At 67.7% G+C, this 21,916-nt stretch carries 15 protein-coding genes; 8 read left to right on the top strand and 7 right to left on the bottom strand.

Annotated elements, in window-relative coordinates; genetic code table 11:
• Positions 1-34: 34 nt before the first annotated feature.
• The 4 genes from ACFYTE_RS12285 to ACFYTE_RS12270 form a co-directional block, all read right to left on the bottom strand.
• Entirely contained in the window at positions 35-631 is a 597-nt protein-coding gene (locus ACFYTE_RS12285) for a TetR/AcrR family transcriptional regulator (protein ID WP_388708470.1), read from the bottom strand.
• 409 nt (positions 632-1,040) lie between these two features.
• Positions 1,041-2,624 (bottom strand): FAD-dependent monooxygenase, encoded by a 1,584-nt coding sequence (locus tag ACFYTE_RS12280; protein WP_388708468.1) that lies wholly within the window; start codon positions 2,622-2,624, stop codon positions 1,041-1,043.
• A gap of 72 nt (positions 2,625-2,696) precedes the next feature.
• On the bottom strand, positions 2,697-3,653 hold the full coding sequence (locus ACFYTE_RS12275) for a PDR/VanB family oxidoreductase (RefSeq protein ID WP_388708467.1): 957 nt from the start codon (positions 3,651-3,653) through the stop codon (positions 2,697-2,699).
• Between the two features lie 44 nt (positions 3,654-3,697).
• On the bottom strand, positions 3,698-4,867 hold the full coding sequence (locus ACFYTE_RS12270; protein ID WP_388708465.1) for a cytochrome P450: 1,170 nt from the start codon (positions 4,865-4,867) through the stop codon (positions 3,698-3,700).
• Between the two features lie 937 nt (positions 4,868-5,804).
• Between ACFYTE_RS12270 and ACFYTE_RS12265 the strand changes: the two genes are divergently transcribed.
• A complete protein-coding gene (locus tag ACFYTE_RS12265; RefSeq protein WP_388708463.1) occupies positions 5,805-6,824 on the top strand; it encodes an AraC family transcriptional regulator in 1,020 nt (339 codons plus the stop codon).
• Positions 6,825-7,043: 219 nt separating this feature from the next.
• Here the strand turns inward: ACFYTE_RS12265 and ACFYTE_RS12260 are convergent, their stop codons facing one another.
• The 3 genes from ACFYTE_RS12260 to ACFYTE_RS12250 form a co-directional block, all read right to left on the bottom strand.
• The gene (locus ACFYTE_RS12260) at positions 7,044-8,252 is read right to left on the bottom strand and encodes a DUF3500 domain-containing protein (RefSeq protein WP_388708461.1); all 1,209 of its coding nucleotides are present in this window, start codon (positions 8,250-8,252) and stop codon (positions 7,044-7,046) included.
• 621 nt (positions 8,253-8,873) lie between these two features.
• Complete coding sequence (locus ACFYTE_RS12255) at positions 8,874-10,463, bottom strand: MFS transporter (protein WP_388708460.1); 1,590 nt, start codon at positions 10,461-10,463, stop codon at positions 8,874-8,876.
• A gap of 358 nt (positions 10,464-10,821) precedes the next feature.
• A complete protein-coding gene (locus tag ACFYTE_RS12250) occupies positions 10,822-11,595 on the bottom strand; it encodes an IclR family transcriptional regulator (RefSeq protein ID WP_388708457.1) in 774 nt (257 codons plus the stop codon).
• 545 nt (positions 11,596-12,140) lie between these two features.
• Here ACFYTE_RS12250 and ACFYTE_RS12245 point away from each other — a divergent pair.
• The 7 genes from ACFYTE_RS12245 to ACFYTE_RS12215 all read left to right on the top strand — a co-directional run bounded on the left by ACFYTE_RS12245 (position 12,141) and on the right by ACFYTE_RS12215 (position 21,832).
• Positions 12,141-15,635, top strand: coding sequence for an indolepyruvate ferredoxin oxidoreductase family protein (locus ACFYTE_RS12245; protein WP_388708454.1), 3,495 nt, complete (start codon positions 12,141-12,143; stop codon positions 15,633-15,635).
• Positions 15,635-16,624: a quinone oxidoreductase family protein gene (locus tag ACFYTE_RS12240; protein ID WP_388708452.1), complete on the top strand. Its 990-nt coding sequence runs from the start codon at positions 15,635-15,637 to the stop codon at positions 16,622-16,624. Before ACFYTE_RS12245 ends, ACFYTE_RS12240 begins: the two co-directional genes overlap by 1 nt.
• Positions 16,625-16,657: 33 nt before the next feature.
• A complete protein-coding gene (locus ACFYTE_RS12235; protein WP_388708449.1) occupies positions 16,658-17,710 on the top strand; it encodes a TIGR03857 family LLM class F420-dependent oxidoreductase in 1,053 nt (350 codons plus the stop codon).
• 209 nt (positions 17,711-17,919) lie between these two features.
• Positions 17,920-19,215: a CaiB/BaiF CoA transferase family protein gene (locus ACFYTE_RS12230; protein ID WP_388708446.1), complete on the top strand. Its 1,296-nt coding sequence runs from the start codon at positions 17,920-17,922 to the stop codon at positions 19,213-19,215.
• Positions 19,216-19,232: 17 nt separating this feature from the next.
• Positions 19,233-20,129, top strand: a complete 897-nt coding sequence (locus tag ACFYTE_RS12225; RefSeq protein ID WP_388708443.1) for a fumarylacetoacetate hydrolase family protein — start codon at positions 19,233-19,235, stop codon at positions 20,127-20,129.
• Between the two features lie 8 nt (positions 20,130-20,137).
• On the top strand, positions 20,138-20,959 hold the full coding sequence (locus tag ACFYTE_RS12220; RefSeq protein WP_388708440.1) for an enoyl-CoA hydratase-related protein: 822 nt from the start codon (positions 20,138-20,140) through the stop codon (positions 20,957-20,959).
• A gap of 36 nt (positions 20,960-20,995) precedes the next feature.
• A complete protein-coding gene (locus tag ACFYTE_RS12215; RefSeq protein WP_388708438.1) occupies positions 20,996-21,832 on the top strand; it encodes an SDR family oxidoreductase in 837 nt (278 codons plus the stop codon).
• The last annotated feature ends 84 nt before the right edge of the window (positions 21,833-21,916 follow it).

Raw genomic sequence — 21,916 nt, 5'->3', positions numbered from 1 at the left:
CGGCACTCGCCCTCGGCCCGCTGAGACGACGGTCTCAGGGGGCCGTGTCTCGTCCTTCGGCGTCGGTCGTCGTGGAGGGCTCGCCCAGTGCCGACATGATCCGGGCCATGTTCTCGGCGTAGTCGTTGATGAATTCCTGCGACGTGGGGTCCTGCTGGGTCAGCTCGCGGGCGATCCAGGGCAGGGCCTTCGGGGCGATGGTGGCCGCGAAGAACACCAGGCCGAGGAATCCGACGTCGATGTCGCCACGGACCTCTCCATTCGCCTGGCGCTCTCGCAGCTTCGCGACGGCCTTGAGCAGCTCGGCGGCCCGCTCGTCCTCCGCGGGCGGCCGACTGCCGAGATCTTCGTGCATCAGCATGCGAGACCAGGAAGGATCTTCCCAGGCCAGGTGGACGTACTGGCGGACGACCTCCGCAAACGGGGTGTCCTCGTGCACGAGCGGCATCGCCGCGGCCATCCAATGTTCGGTGAGGGCTTCGTAGAGCCCCTGCTTTCCTCCGAAGTAATAGGTGATCAGCTGATGCCCCACACCGGCCGCCGAGGCGATGCGCCTGACACGCGCCTCCTCGAAACCGTGGGTGGCGAACTCCTGACTCGCCGCTTCGAGAATCGCCCTGCGCGTGCCCACGGGGTCTCGTCGGCGACCGGGTTCGGTGGCCTGCCGACGACGCTGTTGGTGACGGCGCGGCGACCTTGACCTACCGGACGGCGCTTCCTCCTCTGCCACAGGAATGACCTTAACCGACGGTCCTGACCGGCGGCCAACGGTCCTGCCCTGATCAGCGACGAGGGATCCCTCGGCCTGGCACACACATCCGGCGCCGCGGTCGGTGCTGTCCGTGTTCGCGGCGAGCCGTGCGGAACGCTGCGGTCCCGGTCACCACAGTGGCCCGAGTCCGTCGACCCGGCTCACGTTCCCCACGTACCCGGCGAGACCCTCGCGCAGCCGGCGAAGCCGGCCAGGCCCGAGGGCCTCCGACCATCCGTCCCGAAGTGCCTGTACCGGGTCACCGGCCACCTCTTGCGAGTACTGCCTGTCAGCTGCCCAGCAGTGCTCGAAGGCTGCGGCGCAACGAGTCCTGCCCTGCCGCCCCGGCGTCAGTCGTCCTGGCGACGATGTGACCGTCAGGACGCACCAGTACCGCGCCGGCTCCGTCCAGGCCAGTGAGCCCCATCCACCAGGACGGCAACCCGAGTTCGGCGTCGAGGGCGACCACCGTGAGCGGGGCGTCGCCCAGGTCCGCCTCGGGCGCCGCACCGCCCTGGCCGAGCAGCAGGGTGAAGGAGCGCGGGTCGAGCAGGTCCAGGGTCGAGCGATGCTCCCCCGGCCCATCGAGCCAGGCGTGCGGCAAGCGGTCGCCGGGCACCGCTCGCGGCACGTACTCCTGCACGCTCTTGTGCGGGGCGGGCTCCTCCGCGTAGGTGAAACCGATCTGCAGGGCTAGGCTGTTGAGACTGTCGTACATCCCTGCGATGGCCCGGTCCCACTCCTCCTGCGGGGAGTTCTCGCGCAGTTGGAACACCTGAACCGCGGATGCCGCGTTGGCCAGGCTTTGCTCGGTGTTGATCTCGGCTACCCGGCGGCGCTCTGCCTCATAGGTGTCGAGGAGCTGATCGCCGGCCCACCCGCTCATGACGGCCTTGATCTTCCAGGCGAGGTTGTGGGCGTCCTGGATGCCTGTGTTGAGCCCCAGCCCGCCGCTCGGCGGGAATCGGTGCGCCGCGTCGCCCAGGAGGAAGACACGGCCGTCACGGTAGCGATCGGCCACCTGGGCCGTCATGAGCCAAGGGCTGACGTGCCGGACGGCGATGTCCACCCGGTCGGTGCCGAGCGCGTCGTGGACGATGTCGCGGGCCTCCTCCGCGGACGGCACCACCTTGGGAGCCATGAGGCTGATATAGACCCAGGTTTTGTCGATGTCATAGGCGAGGAAGAGGCCGGGGAGCTTCGCGCCTACCGCCCAGTAGAACATGCCGGGCCGGTCACCGACCAAGTTGCGCAGACTGCCCTCGAAGTGAATGGTCAAGCAGGACTGGACGTCCGGCTGACCGTGCATCTCGATGCCCAGTCGCTCACGCACCTCGCTGTTGGCTCCGTCGCACGCCAGGACGTACTCACCGCTGATCTCGTACTCTTTGTCGTCGTCCAGAACAGTCGCGACGGCGATCTTCTCCTCGTCCACGAGCCCGGTGACGCGGTGACCGACACGGAGGTCCACGAGTGGTGACCGCGCCACCTCACGCAGCAGGATCCGCTCCAGGTCCGGCTGTTTGAGGTTGATCCGCGGGTGGGGTGTGTGAGTGTCGTCGTGCCGCTCGAAGGGGACGCTGCCGAAACGTGCCCCCGTAATCCGCCAGTCGAAATGGGAGACGGTGTCGTCCTGCGGAGCCGCCGAGCCCTCGATCATGGCGGGCACGTCGAAGTCCAGTGACCGATAGATTTCCAGTGAACGAGGATTGATCACGTGCGCCCTCGGCGCGTCGGAACGCTCGCGACGCTGCTCCAGCACCACCGTGGGCACGTCGTGTCTGGCAAGCAGCAAGGCCACCGTCAAACCTACGGGCCCGCCGCCGATGACCAGCACGGGGGGCTTGTGATCGGCGCGGTCTGAGTGAGTCATGACACCGTCCTCGGCGAATGATGGGAAGTGCGGGTCAGCACGGCCGTTGCCACGACCGGGTGCAGAAGTCGCTCACAGATCGAGAACCAGGCGCGGGCAGCGGGCTCGGGAGACACAGATGAACATCGTGTCGTTGGCAGCCTGTTCGTCCTCGGAGAGGATGCTGTCGCGGTGTTCTACTTCGCCCTCCAGAACCGCGACCTCGCATGTTCCGCAGGTGCCCTCCTCGCAGGAAGAGACAACCGGAACACCCGCTGCCCGCACCGCGTCGAGCACACTCTCGCCGGCCTGCACCTGGACTGTGATCCTGGAGTCACGCAACTCGACCTCGAAGTTGCCATCCTGGGTGAGGTCGGCGATGTCCTTCGGCTGGAACCGCTCCACCCTCAGGTGCCCGTGCGGCCAGGTCCTGCACTGCTGCTCGACCGCGTCAAGCAGCGGCTGCGGCCCGCAGCAGTAGACGAGCGTGCCGGGACGGGGCATCGCCAGGATCTTCTCCAGGTCGAGGAGACCCACCTGGTCCTGCGGATAGAGCGTCACCCGGTGCCCACCGAACTCGACGACTTCGTCCGTGAAGGCCATCGACCGTGTGTTCCGGCCGCCGTAGTGCAACTCCCAGTCCGTGCTCGCGGCCCGTTCCGACCTCGCCATCGCCAAGATTGGGGTGACTCCTATACCACCTGCGATGAAGATGTAGCGGGAAGCGGGTTCGAGCGCGAACTTGTTGAGCGGCTCGCCTGCCGTCACCACGCTGTCCCGTACGAGCTCGTCATGGACGAACGCCGATCCGCCTCTCCCCTCCGGCTCGCGCAGCACCGCGATGCGCCACCGGGCACGGTCGTTCGGATCGCCACACAGCGAGTACTGCCTCGTCAATCCGGGCTTCAGGTGCAGGTCGATGTGTGCACCCGGCTCCCAGGCGGGCAGTTCGCCGCCATCCAGCCGAACCAACTCAAGGGCCACGACCCCGTCGGCCGCCTTGTGGCGGTCCGCGACGCGCAGGTCCAGAGTAGGGGTGGCTCGTGCCATCGTTGACACTCCAGCAAGAGGGGGAGTAGCCGTCAGCTGCGGGCTCATGCGCCTGCGGCGGGGACCGCGCGTACCTCGACCTTGTCGAAGCCGCACAGCATGTTGTTGACCCTCCGCTCGGCTGACACCAGCTCAAAGCGCTCCACTCGTGGTACCAGTTCCTCCAGCAGCAAACGGATTTCAAGCCTGGCGAGGTTCATGCCGACGCACGCGTGTTCCCCAGTGCCGAAGGCAACATGGTCACTCGGTTTCCGGTTCACATCGAAGGTGTTTGCTGCCGGGTACTTCCGCTCGTCGCGGTTGGCCGACCCGTACAGCAGCATCACCCGGGCTCCTGCGGGGATCACGACACCGCCCAGCTCGTGCTCACGTGTGGTGAGCCGGGTGAACCGCTGGATCGGAGACTCCAGCCGCAGCCCCTCGTTGATCGCGTGACGGATCAGTGAAGGCTTCTCCCGCACCAGGTCCCACTGGTCGGGGTGCTGTGCGAAGAGCCAGATGATGCTGCCGGTGGCCAGGATCGTGGTGTCCAACGAGGGCGCGGTGTAGTCCAGCACCATGAACGGGCACTTCTCGGCGGGCAGTTCGCCCCGCTCAGCCGCCGTGAACAACGCGGCGGCCCAACCGTCACGGTCGATCGTGCCCGGCCGTGCCTCGTTCAGCCCGAACCCGATCAGCTCCTGGGCCTTGGGCAACGCCGCGGTCGTGCGCTTGTTGATCGGGCCGCTCGCATCGAAGCTGGCGGCGGCCCAGTCGAGCATCTGCTCGCGGCCGCGGTCCCCGAGCCCGACGAGCTTGGAAACGATCGTCAGGGGCAGGTGCTGAGCGAGTTCCGTGGCGGCGTCGAAGCGGCCCTGCTCGACCAGCCGCTGCACGACCTTCGCGGCTTCATCCTTGAGAGCCGGCTCTATGCTCTTCAAGGCGGCAGGCAGCAAGGGACGCTCAAAGACCTTGCGCATCGTACGGTGGTCCGGCGGGTCACTGCAGATCAGGACGCCCTCTGTGGCCTTGTTGAACCCGTCGTTCAACGTGACTCCGCGGGTCGAAGTGAACACTTCCCAGTTCAGGCTCGCCTCCCGCACGGGCTCGTACTGGGGGATCGCGTACACACCGTGCTGCGGCATGTGGACGACAGGGCCAATGTGCCGCAGCTCGTCGTAGAGCGGGTACGGATTGCGAAGGGCCTCGTCGGTGAAGAGGTCGATATCGGACACCGGGGGCTTTGACCGCAGTGGCACGTCGGATGTTCCTCTCGCTTGCCGGCATTGCGCAGCCGGAGTGCATGGATGATGAGGTATCGCGCAGGTGACAGGCGCCTCGGGCGGCAGACCGGGCGGCTACGCGGACGTGGTAGGGCGTAGGCCCGATACCGGGCAGGCTTGCGGCCGACCGGGTCAGGAGACGCTGCCGGGCCACCACCACAGTGACCTGGCCCGTCGGCGGCCGAAGCGGAGCCGGAGCCTGAGGTGTCCCCGTTCCCGCTTCGCCCATGGCCGGCACAAATCGGGTGCCCGACTCGGCAGTGTGCGTCCCCGGCAGGCCTGGCGGTGCGGCTCGCGCGATCGTCCGGAACAACGCCGGCGGCACGCCGTGCTGGCTGCGGCGGCACACTTGTCGATGGCATCTTTGCCTCCTGCCGTGACCACTGACACCCTGCGAGTTCCACACGCTGGCCGCTATCCGGTTGGCGTCCGGCTATCCACTCGACGCACCCCGTTGAGAACGGCTGCACTCTGCCGCCGGGGCCAGGCCTACGCGACCGTCCGATCAAGGAGACCTACTTCCGCCGGAGGGCACCTCGACGCCGCCGCGTGCCACGTGCCGAACTTCTTCCACGAGATCCGCGGCCCACGCGATGGCGAGTTAGCCGCCTGAGCGGGCCGGGGCCTCGCCGCTTCCGTCGTAGGCCGCGGCGATTCGACACACTCGTCGTCACAAGATCCCCGCCAGAGCCGAATTGCGTGACCGCCGGCATGGGTCGACATGGCACTTAAGTCACTGTCCGCGCCGGCAATCCGGCAAAAGGAAGCAGCGATTCAGCCCTTGTCGTGAGGGGTGCATCAACTTCTTCTGGTCGTTAAACTGCGCCATGCTCCGTGTCGTTCATTCCGAGAAAACGTCCCGTCGGAAAGCTCCGAGGTACAGCAGCTCATGTCAGTCACGGACCCGGACAGCCGCCCTGAGTCACCACCGCTGGAGCGACATCTGCTCGTGCGCACCGACGATGTGGGACGAGCCGAGCAAGCCAGCAACCGGCTTATTTCGCCGCTTTCGCCGCACGTGCTGAAGCCGGACGCCGTTCGCAAGTTCGGCTGGACCATGCATGCCGCGCAGATCGGCCAGTCGACCTTGATCTATCACAGCACCCGAAGCGCAGTGGAGATCATCGCCTCGGAGCCGACCGATCATGTCGCGCTCCATGTCGTCCTGCGAGGCCGCGTCGATGTCTCCACCGACCTCGGCACTGTGCGACTGACGAAACCGGGATCGGTGTGCGTCGTGTCACCGACCGAGCGGCTCTGGCTGCGTTTCGCGCCAGGAACGCGCCAGCTTGCCGTCCGGATACCGAACCTCGCGATCGAAAGAGGCTTGGGCCGTCTTACCGGTGAGAGCGACGACGGCATCGTCTTCGGTCTTTCCGCTCCGGCGCCGGCTCCGTGGTTGAGCACACTCCGGCTGGCCGTGACCGCCGTCGATGACCTCAGTGTCGGCACATCGCCACCGCCACGCATCGGTGAAGAGCTTGAGCGCATGCTGATCTCGTCGCTGCTCCTCACACACTCCCACTCCGCCACCCATCGTATGACGCGGCCGGTCACCAGCCGCGCCGAGCGTGCCGTCACCGCCATCGCGCACCGCATCCGCTCGGCTCCTGAGACCGCCGTCGACTTCACCGCGCTGGCGAAGAGCCAAGGCATCAGCCTTCGGACGCTCCAGAATGGCTTCCGCCTCCGCCATGGCCAATCACCCTCAGCCTTCCTGCGGGATGCACGCCTGGACGTGGCTCATGCGCTTCTCACCGGAGAGCCGCCGTCCAGCGTCACGGACGCCGCCTTGGACAGCGGATTCACTCACCTCGGCCGCTTCGCACGCGACTATCGCCTCCGGTACGGGGTCAGCCCGTCGGTGACACGCGACGCAGCAAGGAACAGGACGACTGGTCACCGCTGACCGGAACACGCGACACCGCCGAGACGCAGGACGCTCATACCGCAATCGCGCGACATGGCGGGCGAGTTGAAGTGAACGGGCTCGGGTGCGTACAACAACGGCAACAGGGCCTCCGGGAATCGCTCGGAATGGGGTCGCACCCCGAGCCGCCAGGAGGCCCTGATCCGTTGCTAAGGGCGTGCCGAGGAAACGGTTGGTTCCCGTGTCCCGGCTTCGCCTTCAGCCAGCGGATCCCGGCATGAGGGCCATGCCGTAGTCACCGCCGTTGGGTGCCCGCATGATGGTGTGAACGTGGTCGTGCGTCGGCTCCAAGGGGCCCTCCAGCATCAGCGCCGGATGGTGGTCGAACTCGATCCAGAGGGTCGGACTGTGCACCCGGTAGTAGAACGGAACCTTCTCCGGGTCCCCGATCCAGGCAACATGTGTCTCGTCGAGGTGAGCCCGTACCTCAAGCTCCCTGCGACGCCTGCGCTCCTCAGGGAGCCTGCTGAGGTAGACATCGATCAGATCGAGCAGGAGAGCGCGCTGCTCTGCGGTGAACTCGCTCGCTGGGACCCCCGCGTAGGGCACTACTTCATTGTCACGGCCCGCACCGCCGATGTGCCGGCCATCGATCGGCCCGCCGAGTTCCGGGGGAAGATCGGCTGAGAGCATCGAGGGGTGGAGGATGGCCTGGTTGCGCTGGCCGCCGTTCAGTGTACGGCCGAGCGCGAGCCCCGCGTCCTGTTCAGCTCCGTAGACCGACAGCCCCTCGTGCGGCCCCGACTTGATCTCGCAGAGTTCGGCACCGAGGAACAAGGGCTCAAGCAGAACCGTACCGTTGACGATGGTGCAGTTCACGTCGATGTGTGTGCCCATCAGCTGCAAGCCCCACGGCTGGTCCGTCGACGGGGTGCCGAAGATCGTGAACCACAGGGCCCATTCGCGGAAAGTGTCGGTGTAGATGTTGAAGAGCTGCCCCATCGCTTGGTTGACCAGCATCGACTTGCGCAGGAGCTCGTAGCCGGAAGGGCTCAGGCACTGCTTGACCACAGCGAGGGCCGCTTCGCGCTGCTCGGGCCGCAGGTCGTCCAGCAGGACTCCTGCCGGAACATACAGCGGTGCCGCGTTGAACCAGCTACGGCGGTGCCAGCTGTCGAACGGCTGCTGCACGTACTGCCGGTAGTCCTGCTGGTCGACTAGGTCGAGGAAGGTCTGAGCGGTGTCGACGATCGGCTTGACCGAAGGAATGGCGCCATCCGCGGAGTACAGGTCCGGACTCGGATTCCCGTCCGTGGTCAGTCCGACGAAGGGCGCTTGCGCAGTCGACTGCACCGCTGCGACGACGTCCTGCGGCGCGTTCAGCAAGATTCCGTGGAACGGGCGCAGCCCGTCGAACGGAGCGAGCTGGACATTCTTGCCGTCGTACTGACGTTGCCATGTGGTCATTCAAACTCCTTCGGGCGGTTTGCTTGAACGGACATCAGGGGATTCGGATGCCCGGCTCCATCAGCAAAAGGTCATGGATCTACGGCGGTGGCGGCACCGACTTCACGGCGGCGTGTGAAATCGGCTCTTCTGCCCGGGCATTCGCTTTCAGTGCCCGCACAACCGGTCGGTGGAGCTTCGGGCGCGAAACGCTTTCCCGGGCCGGCACCGGGGTCTCTCGCGGCGCAGCCGATCGAAGCGGCCGATTCGGAAATGACGGCCTTGGCCCCGCCGCCGTCACCCTCGACGGGAACCGGCAGAAGGCGGCCGTTCAAGAGGGTCTTGTCCGTCCTCCGGGTACACGCCCGGTCGAGGTTGAACGCCTTGACGGCCCGCGCGCTCGGTGTCCGGGCTTGTAGTTCCTCCGCCGCAGAGGGAGCGTCATCGGTCCACAACACGGAACCATGGATTGGATTGTGGACCACAAGGGAGGCTCTGTCCAGATGCCTGCGCCTTCTGCGACATGGAGCGTTGCCTGCAGATCTGCCGACGAAGGCGCTGACGGTGCCTGTCACCAAGGTGGACGAGCGGTGGCACGCTGCCAAGCAAGGCCGACCGCCGCCCGGGGCCGGCGGCAGCGAGTCAGGCCGATGTCTGCCTCGCCTTCCGGGGCGATCCGTTGTCCTCGGGACCAGGGCCGGGCCCGGGTCGGACCACTACCGCGATGAGGCAAGCAACGAGGGCCGCGATGCCGCACACCGTGAACCCGAGAGAGTAGCCGCGGCCAAGCGCCTCGAACGCGATCGAGTGGGCCGCGCCCGCGGGCGAGGACTGCGGAATGGCATTGACTGCGAGCGGGCCGCCCGCATCGGCGATGGCGCCAACAGCGCCCTTCGCAAGGGGAGGCAGCGGGGCGGACGCCAGATCGCTGTCGAGCCGGGAAGCGGCATGACGCAGGGCGATGCCCCCGACGATGGCGGGGCCGACGGTGTAGCCGAGGTTGCGCAGCATGGATACGGCAGCGCTGCTCATGCCCGCCTCTCGAACGGGGGCGATGCTCACCGCAAACGTGGTGGATGCCAGGGTGAGGGCGAAGCCGATGCCGACCGGGGTCAGGGCAAGGACGATCGAGCCGAGGGACTTGTCACTGATCGACAAGCCTGCCGCGACGAAGGCGCCGCCCGCGATCAGGAACAGCCCTGCGGCGAGCGTCCAGCGGGAGCTGACATGCTCCAGAAGCCGCGAGGTCAGCGGCAGCAGGACCACGGCGAAGGCACTGAGAAGGCAGAACGCGCCGATGAGGTGGGAAAGGGACTGGTCCTGGACGATCCCCACCCGGATGCCGGCCGCGTACACCACACCGGAGTAGGCGAACATACCGACGACGGCGGCGAAGGAGCTGACCGCGTAGGCCCGATCGGCGAAAAGGCCGAGTCTCAGCAGCGGAACTGGCGTGTGCAACTCCACCATGATGAACAAGCCGAGGAAGACCGCGGCAACAAGGAAGCCGAGGATGACGTCGGTTTCGCTCCACCTCCCAGCCCCGCCCTCGACGACGGAGTAGAGCAGCGCGAGCAGGCCGACGCCGATGCACAACTGGCCCACGACATCGAGTGAGCGGCCGTACACCGAGCCGGAGTTCCGGGTGAGCAGTTGACCGAGCAAGGCGCTCAGAACGCCGAGGCCGGCTGTCAGGGCAAACGGCCAACGCCACGAGCCGTCGTCTCCGCCGGCGCCACGCAGCGCCTGGGCCAGGAGGATGCCGCCGCCCAAAGCGGCGGCATAAGTGGCGAAGGCACCGGCCCGAGCCCGGGTGGTGCCAGTACCGCGGGTGACCACGGTCAGTGAGGCAGGAAGCAGCGCGGCGGCACCGACCCCGGCGATGGCCTGACCGGCCCAGACCTGATGCACATCATCACCAGCAGCAGTCACCGACTCGCCGGCCGTGATCAGTACTGCACCGCCGACCAGCAGGCGCTTCAGACCCAGGCGGTTGCCCCACACACCGAAGGCCGGGGACAGCGCGACCATTGGCAGCAGGAAGGCGTTCGAGGTCCAGACAAGCTGGTTGCCCACAGGCTTGAGAGCGGTCTGGAGGAGACCGGAGACGGAGGCGGGAACGGTGAGGGCAGCCTGGGCCAGGCATGCAGCCAGACATGCGGCGATCAAGGTGCCTCTGGACAGTTCGTTCGCTGGATCTTGACCCTTGGACGGCGTTGTCTCAATGGACACAGGTGCTCCCCTGTAGCCGTGGAGTGAGGGAAGTGGCCCCGACAGGGCAAGGTGCTGAGTCTGCCTCCGCGCCTGTGACATGCGTGATCACCGCAAGAAGGGCGAGGAGGGACACACGAGAAGAGCGGCAGGTTCCGCAGAAGAACGCGATGAACGTAGGGCTGCATTTGAGCTGCCGTCAATAGGTTGTCAACGCTCGCCTACGAGCGCTCCAGACTCGCCAGGAGATGCGCCAGGACAGCGCCGTACGTGAAGAGGGACGCGGTTCGCGCGCCGCAGCGACGCCCGGCGCGCTCTCGCAGCGACACCCGGATGCCCAGGTATGTCCGGCCCGCACCTGACAGTCGTCAGGCGTTTGTCAGCGGCGGGCGAGTTCCGCCGAGATCCGCTCCGTCGCCTCCATCACCAACTGCCCGTAGGGTTTGTGCAGATCGTCCGTGAGCCGGTAGCTGGGCAATGAGATCGACAGGGCGGCCACGGGCCGCCCCTCCCGATCGTTGATGGCCGAGCCGATCGCGGATACATCCGGTCGCCACCGCCCTGGATTGACAGCGAACCCCTGTTCCGCGACGGCCTGCAACTCGGTGAGAACCTGGTTGCGGGTAAGGCGGGCGCCGTTGGCAAGATCGACGACGGGCGGGACTCGACCGGCGAGCTCGGCAGCCGGGAGGCGGGAGAGGTAGGCCCACCCAGACGCCGTAAGGACCATGGGAACCCGCTCGCCGACCTGCGCAACCGTCTGAACGGGCCGGGTGGACGGCACCTTGTCGATCAGAACCAGCAACTCACCGTCCGGGACGGACAAGTGGATGTTCTCATCGGTCCGTCGGCCGAGTTCTTCGAGGACAGGGCGGGCCCGCTCCCGTAGATCATCCTGAGTCATGACCCTTGCTCCGACCGCGAGCGCCCGGGCAGTGAGGACCCAGCGCTGTTCTCCTGGCACCCCCTGCGGAGCCAGCCAGCCGGCCTCGCCGAGAGTGCGCAGGATCCTGTGGACCGTCGCCTTCGGAATTCCCAGCGACCTGGCAAGGGCACTGATGCCGACGGGCTGCGACAGGGCCACGGCCTCCAGGACGTCGAGGGCCCGCAGCACCGACTGCATTCCCTGCCGCGTGTCCGACGGCTTGCTCACGCTCTCTCCTCCGGTTGTGGTTCTCGTGAGGGCACCACGAGCAGTATCCCTGATCGCAGCCGAGCCGAATGGGCGGTCTGCATAGTGGACCGCTTGACCGTGTGATGGGTCGACTCTACGCTGCATCCGGAGTCGTTGGCCCGATGCGGTCGCCGGGATATCCGCCTCAACCCACGCCGCGTCTGCCGGGGCGGCGGACCAAGGACCTGCGAGAGCGATGGGATTCGCATCCCTGCGCACTCGGTGCCGACGAGACAGTGGACGTCTGCTGTATCGGCTCTGCGGCCACTGCTGCGCGGGGCCGATCAAAGGAGAAACATGTCGAACTCGCTTCAGCACACGTCAGCCCAACCAGTTGTCGCGGCCGCCGGCGTTGCCCGGATGCCAGAACGGACGGGCCCCGGCACTCAATGGGACGACGGCTGGGAACTGGACACCGTGGGTACGAAGTCCACCCTGCACGGGCCCGTTCACGACGAAATCGCGGTGGCCGGGCTGCAGGGCTGTGAAGTCCGTGTGCCGCCCTGCCGCTGAAGGAGCTTTCCATGTCTCAGGCCGTTTCCCGAGGAGCCGACGGAAAACCCCTGGTGGAGCCGGAGCGGGTCCGGCTGACCGGAGTGCAGGCACTGGCCCGTCTACCACTGGACATCATGCGTCTGGAGCGGAGCGAGGGGCGGCGTACAGCCGGCTTCATATCGGGCTACGAGGGATCACCGCTGGGCGGGTACGACCTCGAACTCGGCCGTCAGAACGCCCTCCTGGGCGAGTACAACATAGTCTTCCAGCCCGGCGTCAACGAGGAGCTGGCCGCCACGGCCGTACAGGGCAGTCAACTTGCCGCGGCTTCGCACGACCGAACAGTCGATGGCGTCATCGGTATGTGGTACGGCAAATCGCCGGGACTGGACAGGGCGTCCGACGCGCTGCGTCACAGCAACATGATGGGCGTTCCCGAGAACGGCGGTGCATTGGTGTTCGTGGGTGACGACGCCGCGGCGAAGTCCTCGACTGTGCCGGGCGCCTCGGAACGTCTGCTCGCCGATCTCGGTATCCCTACCCTGTATCCGGCCGATCCTCAGCAGGTCCTGGACCTCGGGATGCACGCCGCGGCGATGTCCCGGGCCAGCGGTCTGTGGATCGCGCTGAAGATCTCCACCGATGTCGCCGATGGCTCGGCGACCGTCGATGTCAGTCCAGGCAGGCTACGCCTGGTCGGGCCCCGGCGGGCTGTCGCGCACGAGGTCACGGCGAAGATGCTGCAGCCGACCCTGGGGATCCTGGAGGCCAGCCGAGACGGCGAGCGCCGCCAGGCGGCGCTCGCCTATGCCGCGCGCAACGAGTTGGACGTCATCACGGGACATGGCGCCAACGATGCGATCGGAATCGTCGCGGCCGGGCCCACCTTCCTCCACGTCCGGGAGGCGCTGCACAAGCTCGGGCTGACTGAGGCCGAACTGGCTCGCCACGGCGTGCGGTTGCTTCAGCTCGCCATGATCGACCCGGTGGAGCCAGGGATCGTGACCGAGTTCGCGGAGGGACTCACCGAGATCATCGTGGTCGAGGACAAGCGCCCGTTCGTCGAGACGGCCATTCGCGACCTGCTCTATGGCCGTAGGGGCGCGCCGGTGGTCCTCGGCAAACGAGTCACCGGGGCAGCACCACTGTTTCCCCAGAATGGCGAGCTTACTGCTGACACCATCGCCGACGCCTTGGTCGACCACCTCACGGAGCGTGGGCTTCCGGCGGCTCGGCGGAGCAAGAGCCCCGCCGCCATGCGCCTGCAACTGCCCCTGATCTCCCGCAGTCCTTACTTCTGCTCCGGCTGCCCGCACAACTCCTCGACGAAGGTGCCGGACGGTTCCCTGGTGGGCGCGGGCATCGGGTGCCACGGTCTTGTCGCAATCATGGACTCGGACCTGGTAGGAGACGTGACCGGCCTCACCCAGATGGGTGGTGAGGGGGCCCAGTGGATCGGCATGAGTCCGTTCGTCAAGCAGAAGCACCTTCTGCAGAACCTCGGCGATGGCACCTTCCATCACTCCGGCAGCCTGGCGATTCGCGCGGCCGTCGCCGCCGGATCGAACATCACCTACAAGGTGCTGTACAACTCGGCCGTGGCGATGACCGGGGGGCAGGACCCGGTTGGAGCACTCACCGTCGCGGAAATGGCGCGCTCGCTGCTGGCCGAAGGTGTCACGCGCATCATCGTCACTACCGAGGCGCCGGAACGCCACCGACGCGGGAGCCTGCCACGCGGGGTCGACTGCTGGCATCGCGACCGCCTTGAGGAGGCGCAGCGGACGCTGGCGGGGACTTCGGGGGTGACCGTCCTCATCCACGATCAGGAGTGCTCCACCGAACTGCGCCGCAAACGGAAGCGGGGCAAGGCCGTCCAGCCCGCACAGCGCGTGATGATCAATGAGCGGGTGTGCGAAGGCTGCGGTGACTGCGGAGTCAAGTCGAACTGCCTGTCTGTGCAGCCCGTCGACACCGAGTTCGGCAGGAAGACGCAGATTGACCAGTCCACCTGCAACTTCGACTTCTCCTGTCTCTCCGGCGACTGCCCGGCCTTCATGACGGTCACGCCTTCCCGCAAGAACCCTCCGAAGAAGCAGGCACCGCCTCTTGATTCCGCCGCGCTGCCTGAGCCGGCGGTCATGCCCGCGACATCGCACACCACCCGTATCACCGGCATCGGAGGAACGGGAGTGGTCACGGTGTCCCAGGTGCTCGCCACCGCAGCGACCCTGGCGGGACGGTTTGTGCGCACACTGGACCAGACCGGCCTGGCCCAGAAGGGCGGAGCCGTGGTGTCCGACATCAAGGTTTTCGAGCGGCCGACGCCCGAGGCCAACCGAGCCGGCGAGGGCGTGTGCGACCTGTACCTCGGCTGCGACCTCCTCGTGGCGGCTGAGCCGCGTCATCTCAAGGCGGCCGCGCCCGGCCGCACGGTCGCGGTGATCTCGACCTCGCAAGTGCCGACCGGGCGCATGGTGACCGACCCTGATGTCACGTATCCGGCGATCAGCCAAGTGTCCGCGCCCATCGTGGAGGCCACTGACGCTGAGCGGGCGGTCTTCCTGGACGCCCGGAACCTTGCAGTGACCCTGTTCGGCGAGGGTCAGTACGCCAACATGCTGTTGCTTGGCGCTGCTTGCCAGGCGGGTCGGCTCCCGGTCAGACCCGAGCATGTCGAGGATGCGATCCGACATGGTGGCGTAAAAGTGGAGGAGAACCTGCAGGCATTCCGCCGCGGTCGGCAGACGGTCGCTGCGCCGGCGGACCTGGACGCGACGGTGAGCGGTCTGCGTGGCAAACCCATGCGTCGCCCCGTTCCGGAGCAGTACCGAGCCATCGCCGAACTCGTGAAGACCAGCCCGGACTCTTCCCTCGCCCAGGTGGTGGGCGTCCGCGTCCCAGAACTCGTCGCGTTCCAGAACGCGGCCTGTGCACGAAGCTACGCGCTGTTCGTCGAACGGATCCGCAGTGCCGAAGCCACCCGGGTGCAGGGCAGCGAGGAGCTGGCGGCGGCTGTGGCCCGTCATCTGTACAAGTTGATGGCCTACAAGGACGAGTACGAGGTCGCGCGCCTGTGCCTGGACAGGGAGGTCGAGAGCCGGACCCGTGCCGTGTTCGGCGCCGACGCCCAGATGGTGTACCGACTGCACCCGCCTGTGCTGCGGGCCCTGGGTATGAAGAAGAAGATCGCCTTGGGCCCGTGGTCCCGCCCGGTGTTCCGAGCGCTCGCGGCATCGCGCTTCCTCCGCGGTACCTTCTGGGACCCCTTCGGTCACACCGAGGTACGCCGGCTCGAGCGGGAGTTGGTCGTGGAGTACCAGGACACCGTGAAGGCTGTCGCTGCCGTGGTCAATCCCGAGACCCATGCCCGGACAGTGGAACTGGCGAACCTGCCCGACATCGTCCGAGGTTATGAGGAGGTCAAGTTGCGCAATGTGGCGCGGTATCGCGAGCGCTTGTCCGAGCTGTCTGCCGAGCTCCTTGCAGCGCCGTCGACCGGCGTCCGGTTGGTGGGGCACTGATGCGAGCTGTCTTCGTGAACGAGTTCGGTGGCCCCGAGAAGCTGACGGTGGTCGAGCGGTCCGATCCGCGACCCGGCCCTGGCGAGATGGTCGTACGTGTCGAGGCGGCGGGGGTGAATTTCCGCGATGTGATGGTGCGGCGCGGCGCCTACCCGGCGCTGCCGAAACCTCCTCTGCCGATGGGCGGTGAGGGAGCGGGCACGGTCACCGAGGTGGGCAGCAGTGTCACCGGGTTCACCGTCGGTGATCGCGTGGCCTGGGCCAACGTCGAGGGCAGTTACGCGGAGTCGGTCGCAGTCCCGGCGTCGGCCGCCGTGCACGTACCGGCGAAAGTGTCGACGGAGCACGCGGCGGCGGTACTGGCTCAAGGCCTCACCGCGCACTACCTGACGACCTCGGTCTGGCCGATCGACACAGGCGCAAGCGTGCTCGTGCTGTCGGCGGCCGGCGGCGTTGGCCTGTTGATGACACAGGTCCTGAGCGCGCGCGGTGCCAGGGTGCTGGCCGTGGTGTCCAGTCAGGCGAAGGCGGAATACGCCCGTTCCGCGGGCGCGGAACGAGTCCTGGTCGGTTACGACGACATCGCGGCTATGGCCCGAGACTTCACGGAGGGCCGCGGAGTCGATGTCGTGTTCGACGGCGTGGCAGGCGACGGATTTCCGTCCAGCCTCGCCAGTGTGCGTCCCCGTGGCTGCGTCGTGCTCTACGGCTCCTCCGGCGGCGAACCCCCGCTGCTGGACGTGCGTCAACTCGGTCTCTCCGGCTCGATCTTTCTCACCCGGCCGGGGCTCGCCGACTTCATCAGCAGCCGGACAGAGATGCTCCAGCGCACCACGGAGCTTTTCGACTGGCTGGCAGACGGTGTGATCGGGGTTCACATCGGTGCCACCTATTCCTTGGACGACGTCGCTGCCGCCCATCGGGACCTGGAGTCCCGGGGCACCGTCGGCAAGCTGATGATCCGTCCCCAAGACGGCATCCACGCATGAGCCGCGGCGAAAGCATCGGGGAGAAGCTGCACCATGGATGAGCACGTTCTCGACGAGTTGGGCTTCTACCTGCTCGCCGGCGCCTCCGCCGGTCCCTCGGACCTGGTCGACGAGGCGCGCCGAGCCGAGGAACTCGGGCTGGGCACGGCGTTCCTGGCGGAACGCTGGAAGATGAACGCGGAAGCCGCGACCCTGGCAGGCGCCGCGTCCACGGCCACCACTCGCCTGCGAGTCGCCACGGCGGCCACCAATCACCATCTACGCCACCCCGTTGTCAACGCGTCCTGGGCGGTGACCATGCACCGGCTCTCCAAGGGGCGGTTCACGCTCGGCATCGGCCCGGGTGTGGCCCAGGTCTACCGGTCCTTCGGGCTGCCGCCCGTGACTACGGAGCAAATGCGTGACTGGGCCGGGCTGATGCGCCGCCTGTGGAACGGCGAGACCATCCGCGACCACAACGGGCCGACGGGGAACTACCCGCTCCTTCGGATCGACTCCGAGCCGCTGGAGACCCCCGTCCCGCTCGGCCTCGTCGCCTTCCAGGAGGACGACCTGGCCTTCGGCGGAGAGATCTTCGACGATGTCGTCCTGCACACGTTCCTCAGCGAGGAGGCTCTTCGGCACGCGGTCAAGACCGTCAAGGGTGCCGCCGAGGCCGCGGGACGCGACCCGGCCTCGGTCCGGGTGTGGTCCTGCCTGGTGACGGCCGGCGACCACCTCCCTGAGGACGTCCGCCTACGGAAGACCGTTGCCCGCCTGGCCACCTACCTGCAGTACATCGGCGACGAGTTCGTCGGGGGCAACGGATGGGACACCGCGGTCCTGCGACGGTTCCTCACCGACCCTCTGGTCTCCTCCTTCACCGAGCCGATCGAGGGCACGGCGACGCCGGAGGAGATCCGTCACATCGCCCGACTCGTGCCCGGAGAATGGCTCGACACCTGTGCCACGGGTACGCCCCAGGAGTGCGCGACCCGTATCAGGCGTGAGTTCGGCTGTGGCGTCGACCGGGTGATCCTTCACGGCGCGACCCCCGACGAGCTCGAACCCGTTCTCGACGCCTATCGCCCACGCCGGAACCGGTGAGAGGAGAACTCATGACAACCACCGCGTCCGATGGTCACCGCGCCCGGCCGGGCTCCCTGAGCCGGCAGAAGCGGAAGCTTGCACATGCCCCGGGCCCAGCCGAATGTGAGCACGCCCGCAGCCGCTGAGGTCGGCCCAACTGTGCCGAGAGTCCCATTTATGGCCCACCGGCCCCCACGGCGGACCGGCGAAGGAAAACGAAGGGCACGATGACAGCGACGACGGAGACCACCCGACCCGGATCGGCCTTCCTGCAAGGCGTACGCGTCCTCGATGTGACAGGTGCCCTGGCCGGGCCCTACTGCACGACCATCCTTTCCGACCTCGGTGCGAACGTCCTCAAGATCGAGCCGATCACGGGCGACCGAATGCGCGCACGACGCATGGGCCCGGACCGCAAACCCGTCCCCTTCGACCTGACCCACCGCGACAAGGGGAGCCTCGCCGTCGACATGAAGTCACCCGCGGGTGCCGACATCGTGTGCTCTCTGGCACGGCGCAGCGACGTCCTGGTGGAGAACTTCCGGGCGGGCGCGATGCGGCGGCTGGGGCTGGGCTACGAGGACCTGCGGCCAGCCTGCCCCGACCTCGTCTACTGCTCCATCTCCGGTTTCGGGCAGTTCGGGCCCATGCGCGACGCGAAGGGCATCGACCTGATCGCACAGGCCTACAGCGGCCTGCTGTCCGTCACCGGCACCACCGACGGACGACTTGCCAAGGCCGGCTTCCCCGTGTCCGACGTAGGGACAGGCATGTGGGCTGCCATAGGAGTCCTGGCCGCTCTGCTCCGCGCCCGCGCTGGTGGCGGTGGCGCGTACATCGACGTCGCGCTCGCGGACTCGGTGGCCGCCTGGTCGCTTTGGGAGGTCGCCGACTACGTGGCGACGGGGGTGGAACCGGCCCCGCTGGGCACGGCACACCGCCTGGCAGCACCCTACGAGGCGTTCACCTGCTCCGACGGCGCGACCCTCGTGCTCGGTGCGGTCGACCGGGCGTGGGAGGCGCTGTGCACCGTCCTGGAGCTCGATCTGCGCGACGACTCACGCTTCGCCACGGAGTACGAACGCTTCCTTCACCGGGCGCCCCTCGCGGAGATCATCCAGGCGCGATTCGCCACAGCTCCCCGGGATCACTGGATGAGCGCGCTGCGTTCGGCAGGGGTTCCCTGCGGCCCGGTCAACAGCATCGGCGACATCCTCACCGACGAACAGTTCGCCGCACGTGGCCTGTTCGTGCACGACGAGGAGCGCTTCGCGCAGCCGACGATCGTGAACACCCCCATCGTCGCCGACGGGGCGCCGCGCGCCCGTGGCCGCGCACCCGCGGTGGGCGCGGACACGATCGCGATCCTCACAGAACTGGGATACGACGACAAGCGCATCGCCGACCTGGTGGAGGAAGGCGTGGTCGCTGTGCACGATGCCGGCGAGAACGCAACCGGCGCCGTGCGCCTGGGGACGGAAGCGGCCCCCGCTGCCGGCCGCGGCGCTGAGGCGCAGGCATGAACCAGGAAGGCACTCTCGTGACCACTGAGACACACCTGTCACCGGTGGACTGGACAAACGGGCTCGGCCTCGGCCGCGTACCGCACGGCGGCCGTCCCGTGGTCGCGCTGCGACGGCACGGGACGGACGAGGCCCGCTTGGCCGTGGTGAACGGCCAGGTGTTCGACGACCTCCCCGCGCTGCTCGAAGCGGCCGGGGGCGACTTGGCGGCCATCGAGGCCGGCACCGTGATCGATGCTCCCGACCATCAGCTCCTGAGCCCCGTCGGACGGCCAGGCAAGATCATCTGTCTCGGCCAGAACTACCTCGCACACGTGCACGAGGGCGGCCGCGGCACCGGGCCGTCTCACCCCGACTTCTTTCCCAAGTGGCACACGTCGCTGGCGGCACCATTCGCGGACGTAGCACTGCCACCCGAATCGGACCAGATCGACTACGAGAGCGAACTCGCCGTGGTCATCGGTGTCCGTGCACGTCGAATCGCGGCTGAGGATGCGGGGAGCGTCATCTTCGGTTACACCGCGGCCAACGACGTCTCAGTGCGTGACTTCCAGTTCCACACGACGCAACGTGCCGCCGGCAAGGCGTGGGACGGTCTCACCCCCCTGGGCCCGGTAGTCGTGCCCGCCACCCAACTCGGTGGCGTCCGGCCCGACCTCGCCATCACGGGCACGCTCGACGGTGAGGTGGTCCAGGACGACCGCACCTCCTCGCTCCTGTTCGGGATACCGGAGATGCTGGCCTACATCACCACGGTTATGTCCCTGGAGCCCGGTGACCTGATCCTCACCGGCACACCGTCCGGGGTGGGGTTCGCACGCGATCCGAAAATCCTGCTGCGCCACGGCTCGGAGTTCGAGGTGCGCATCGAGGGGATCGGCGCACTGCGCAACCACTTCGTGGACGAGAAGTGACCGGCCGGATGACCGCGATGACAACCTCGCCCGCACCACGGATCCGCATCGAGGTCCGGGACGCGGTGGGCACCGTGGAGATCAGCAACCCGGCGCGGCACAACGCGCTGTCCGTGGCGATGATGACTGAACTCGCCGCCGCGCTGAGGGCGCTGTCCGAGGACTCGGACGTACGGGTGGTCGTCCTCCGTGGCGCCGGCGAGCGGGCCTTCGTGTCCGGCGCGGACATCAGTGAATTCCCGAGCCGGCAGGACGATGCCGCACGACAGGCGGCGGACGACGCGGCCACGACTCTGTTCACGCAGTTGTCCGCGCTCCCGGTGCCGGTCATCGCCCGCATCCACGGGTACTGCCTCGGTGCGGGGATGGCCCTCGCCCTGGGCGCGGACCTCCGCTACGCGGACACCCGCAGCGTTCTGGCCATCCCAGCCGCCCGCCTCGGCGTCGGCTACCCCTTGGAACAGACCGCCGCACTCGTCCAGACCGTGGGGCCGGCCGCGGCGAGCGATCTGCTCTTCACCGGACGCCGGATCGCGGCCGTCGAGGCGTACGCCATGGGACTGGTCGACCGAGTCGTCGAACCCGCTGAGCTGGGCAAGATCGTCGACGACGTCGCCGAGACCATCGCGGCGAACGCGCCGCTCTCGGTCCGCGCCGCGAAGGCGTCCATTCGGGCCGTGCGCCGCCTGAGCGAGGGCGACGCAGCGGCAGGCAGTGCCGCACTGGGTCTCGCCACCGAGGCCGTCGCTCGCTGTCGCACCTCGCACGACCTCCGTGAAGGCGCCCTCGCTTTCCTGGAGAAGCGGCCCGCGCACTTCACGGGCCGCTGACACCCACCGGAAGACCGATGAGGGGAGCACCCGGGCATGGAGGCATTGCTGAAGGGCCGGACCATTGTGATGTCCGGCGGCAGCCGCGGTATCGGACTCGCCATTCTCCGCGCCGCGGCACGCGAGGGCGCCAACGCGGTGTTGCTGGCCAAGACCGACACGCCGGACCCGAGATTGCCGGGCACCGTGCACTCGGCGGTCGCCGCGATCGAGGCCGCCGGCGGTTCCGCCGTCGCCGTGGTCGGAGACGTCCGCGAGGAGGCCGACGTCGAGCGGGCGGTCGCCACCGCGGTCGAAAGGTTCGGTGGCGTCGACATCTGTGTCAACAACGCCAGCGCCCTCGACCTGAGAGACACCGAGGAACTGCCGGTCAAGCGCTTCGACCTCATGCAGTCGGTCAACAGCAGGGGTACCTTCCTGCTGACACGGTGCTGTCTGCCGTACCTGAGGCGGTCGGATCACGCTCACATCCTGACTCTGTCGCCGCCGCTCAACCTTGCCCCGCGCTGGCTGGGTGCCCACCCCGCCTACACGCTGTCCAAGTACGGGATGACGCTGCTCACCCTCGGCTGGGCAGCCGCGTACGCCGATCACGGCATAGCCGCCAACTGCCTCTGGCCGCAGACCACGATCGCGACTGCCGCGGTGGCCAACATCCTCGGCGGTGACGAGATGACGTCGCGGTCACGGAGCCCCGAAATCATGGCCGATGCGGCCCTCGCGGTCCTCTCCCGCCCGCCGCGCGAACAGTCCGGCAAGGCCCTCATCGACGCCGATGTCCTGGCCGAGGCCGGTATCACAGATCTTGCCCGGTACGGCGGGGGGCAGGACCCGGAACCCGACCTGTTCGTGGATCTGCGGCAGGTGCCATGAGCGTGTGGACGCGCGGCTGGGGAACCGGGCTGCCCGCGGGATGGACGGCGGCCCCAGCTGTGGGGGCCGCGGGTGCGCGCATCC

It is taken from the genome of Streptomyces sp. NPDC004629 (assembly GCF_042873595.1).
Lineage (GTDB): Bacteria > Actinomycetota > Actinomycetes > Streptomycetales > Streptomycetaceae > Streptomyces.
This window is presented reverse-complemented; position numbering and strand designations above follow the sequence as displayed.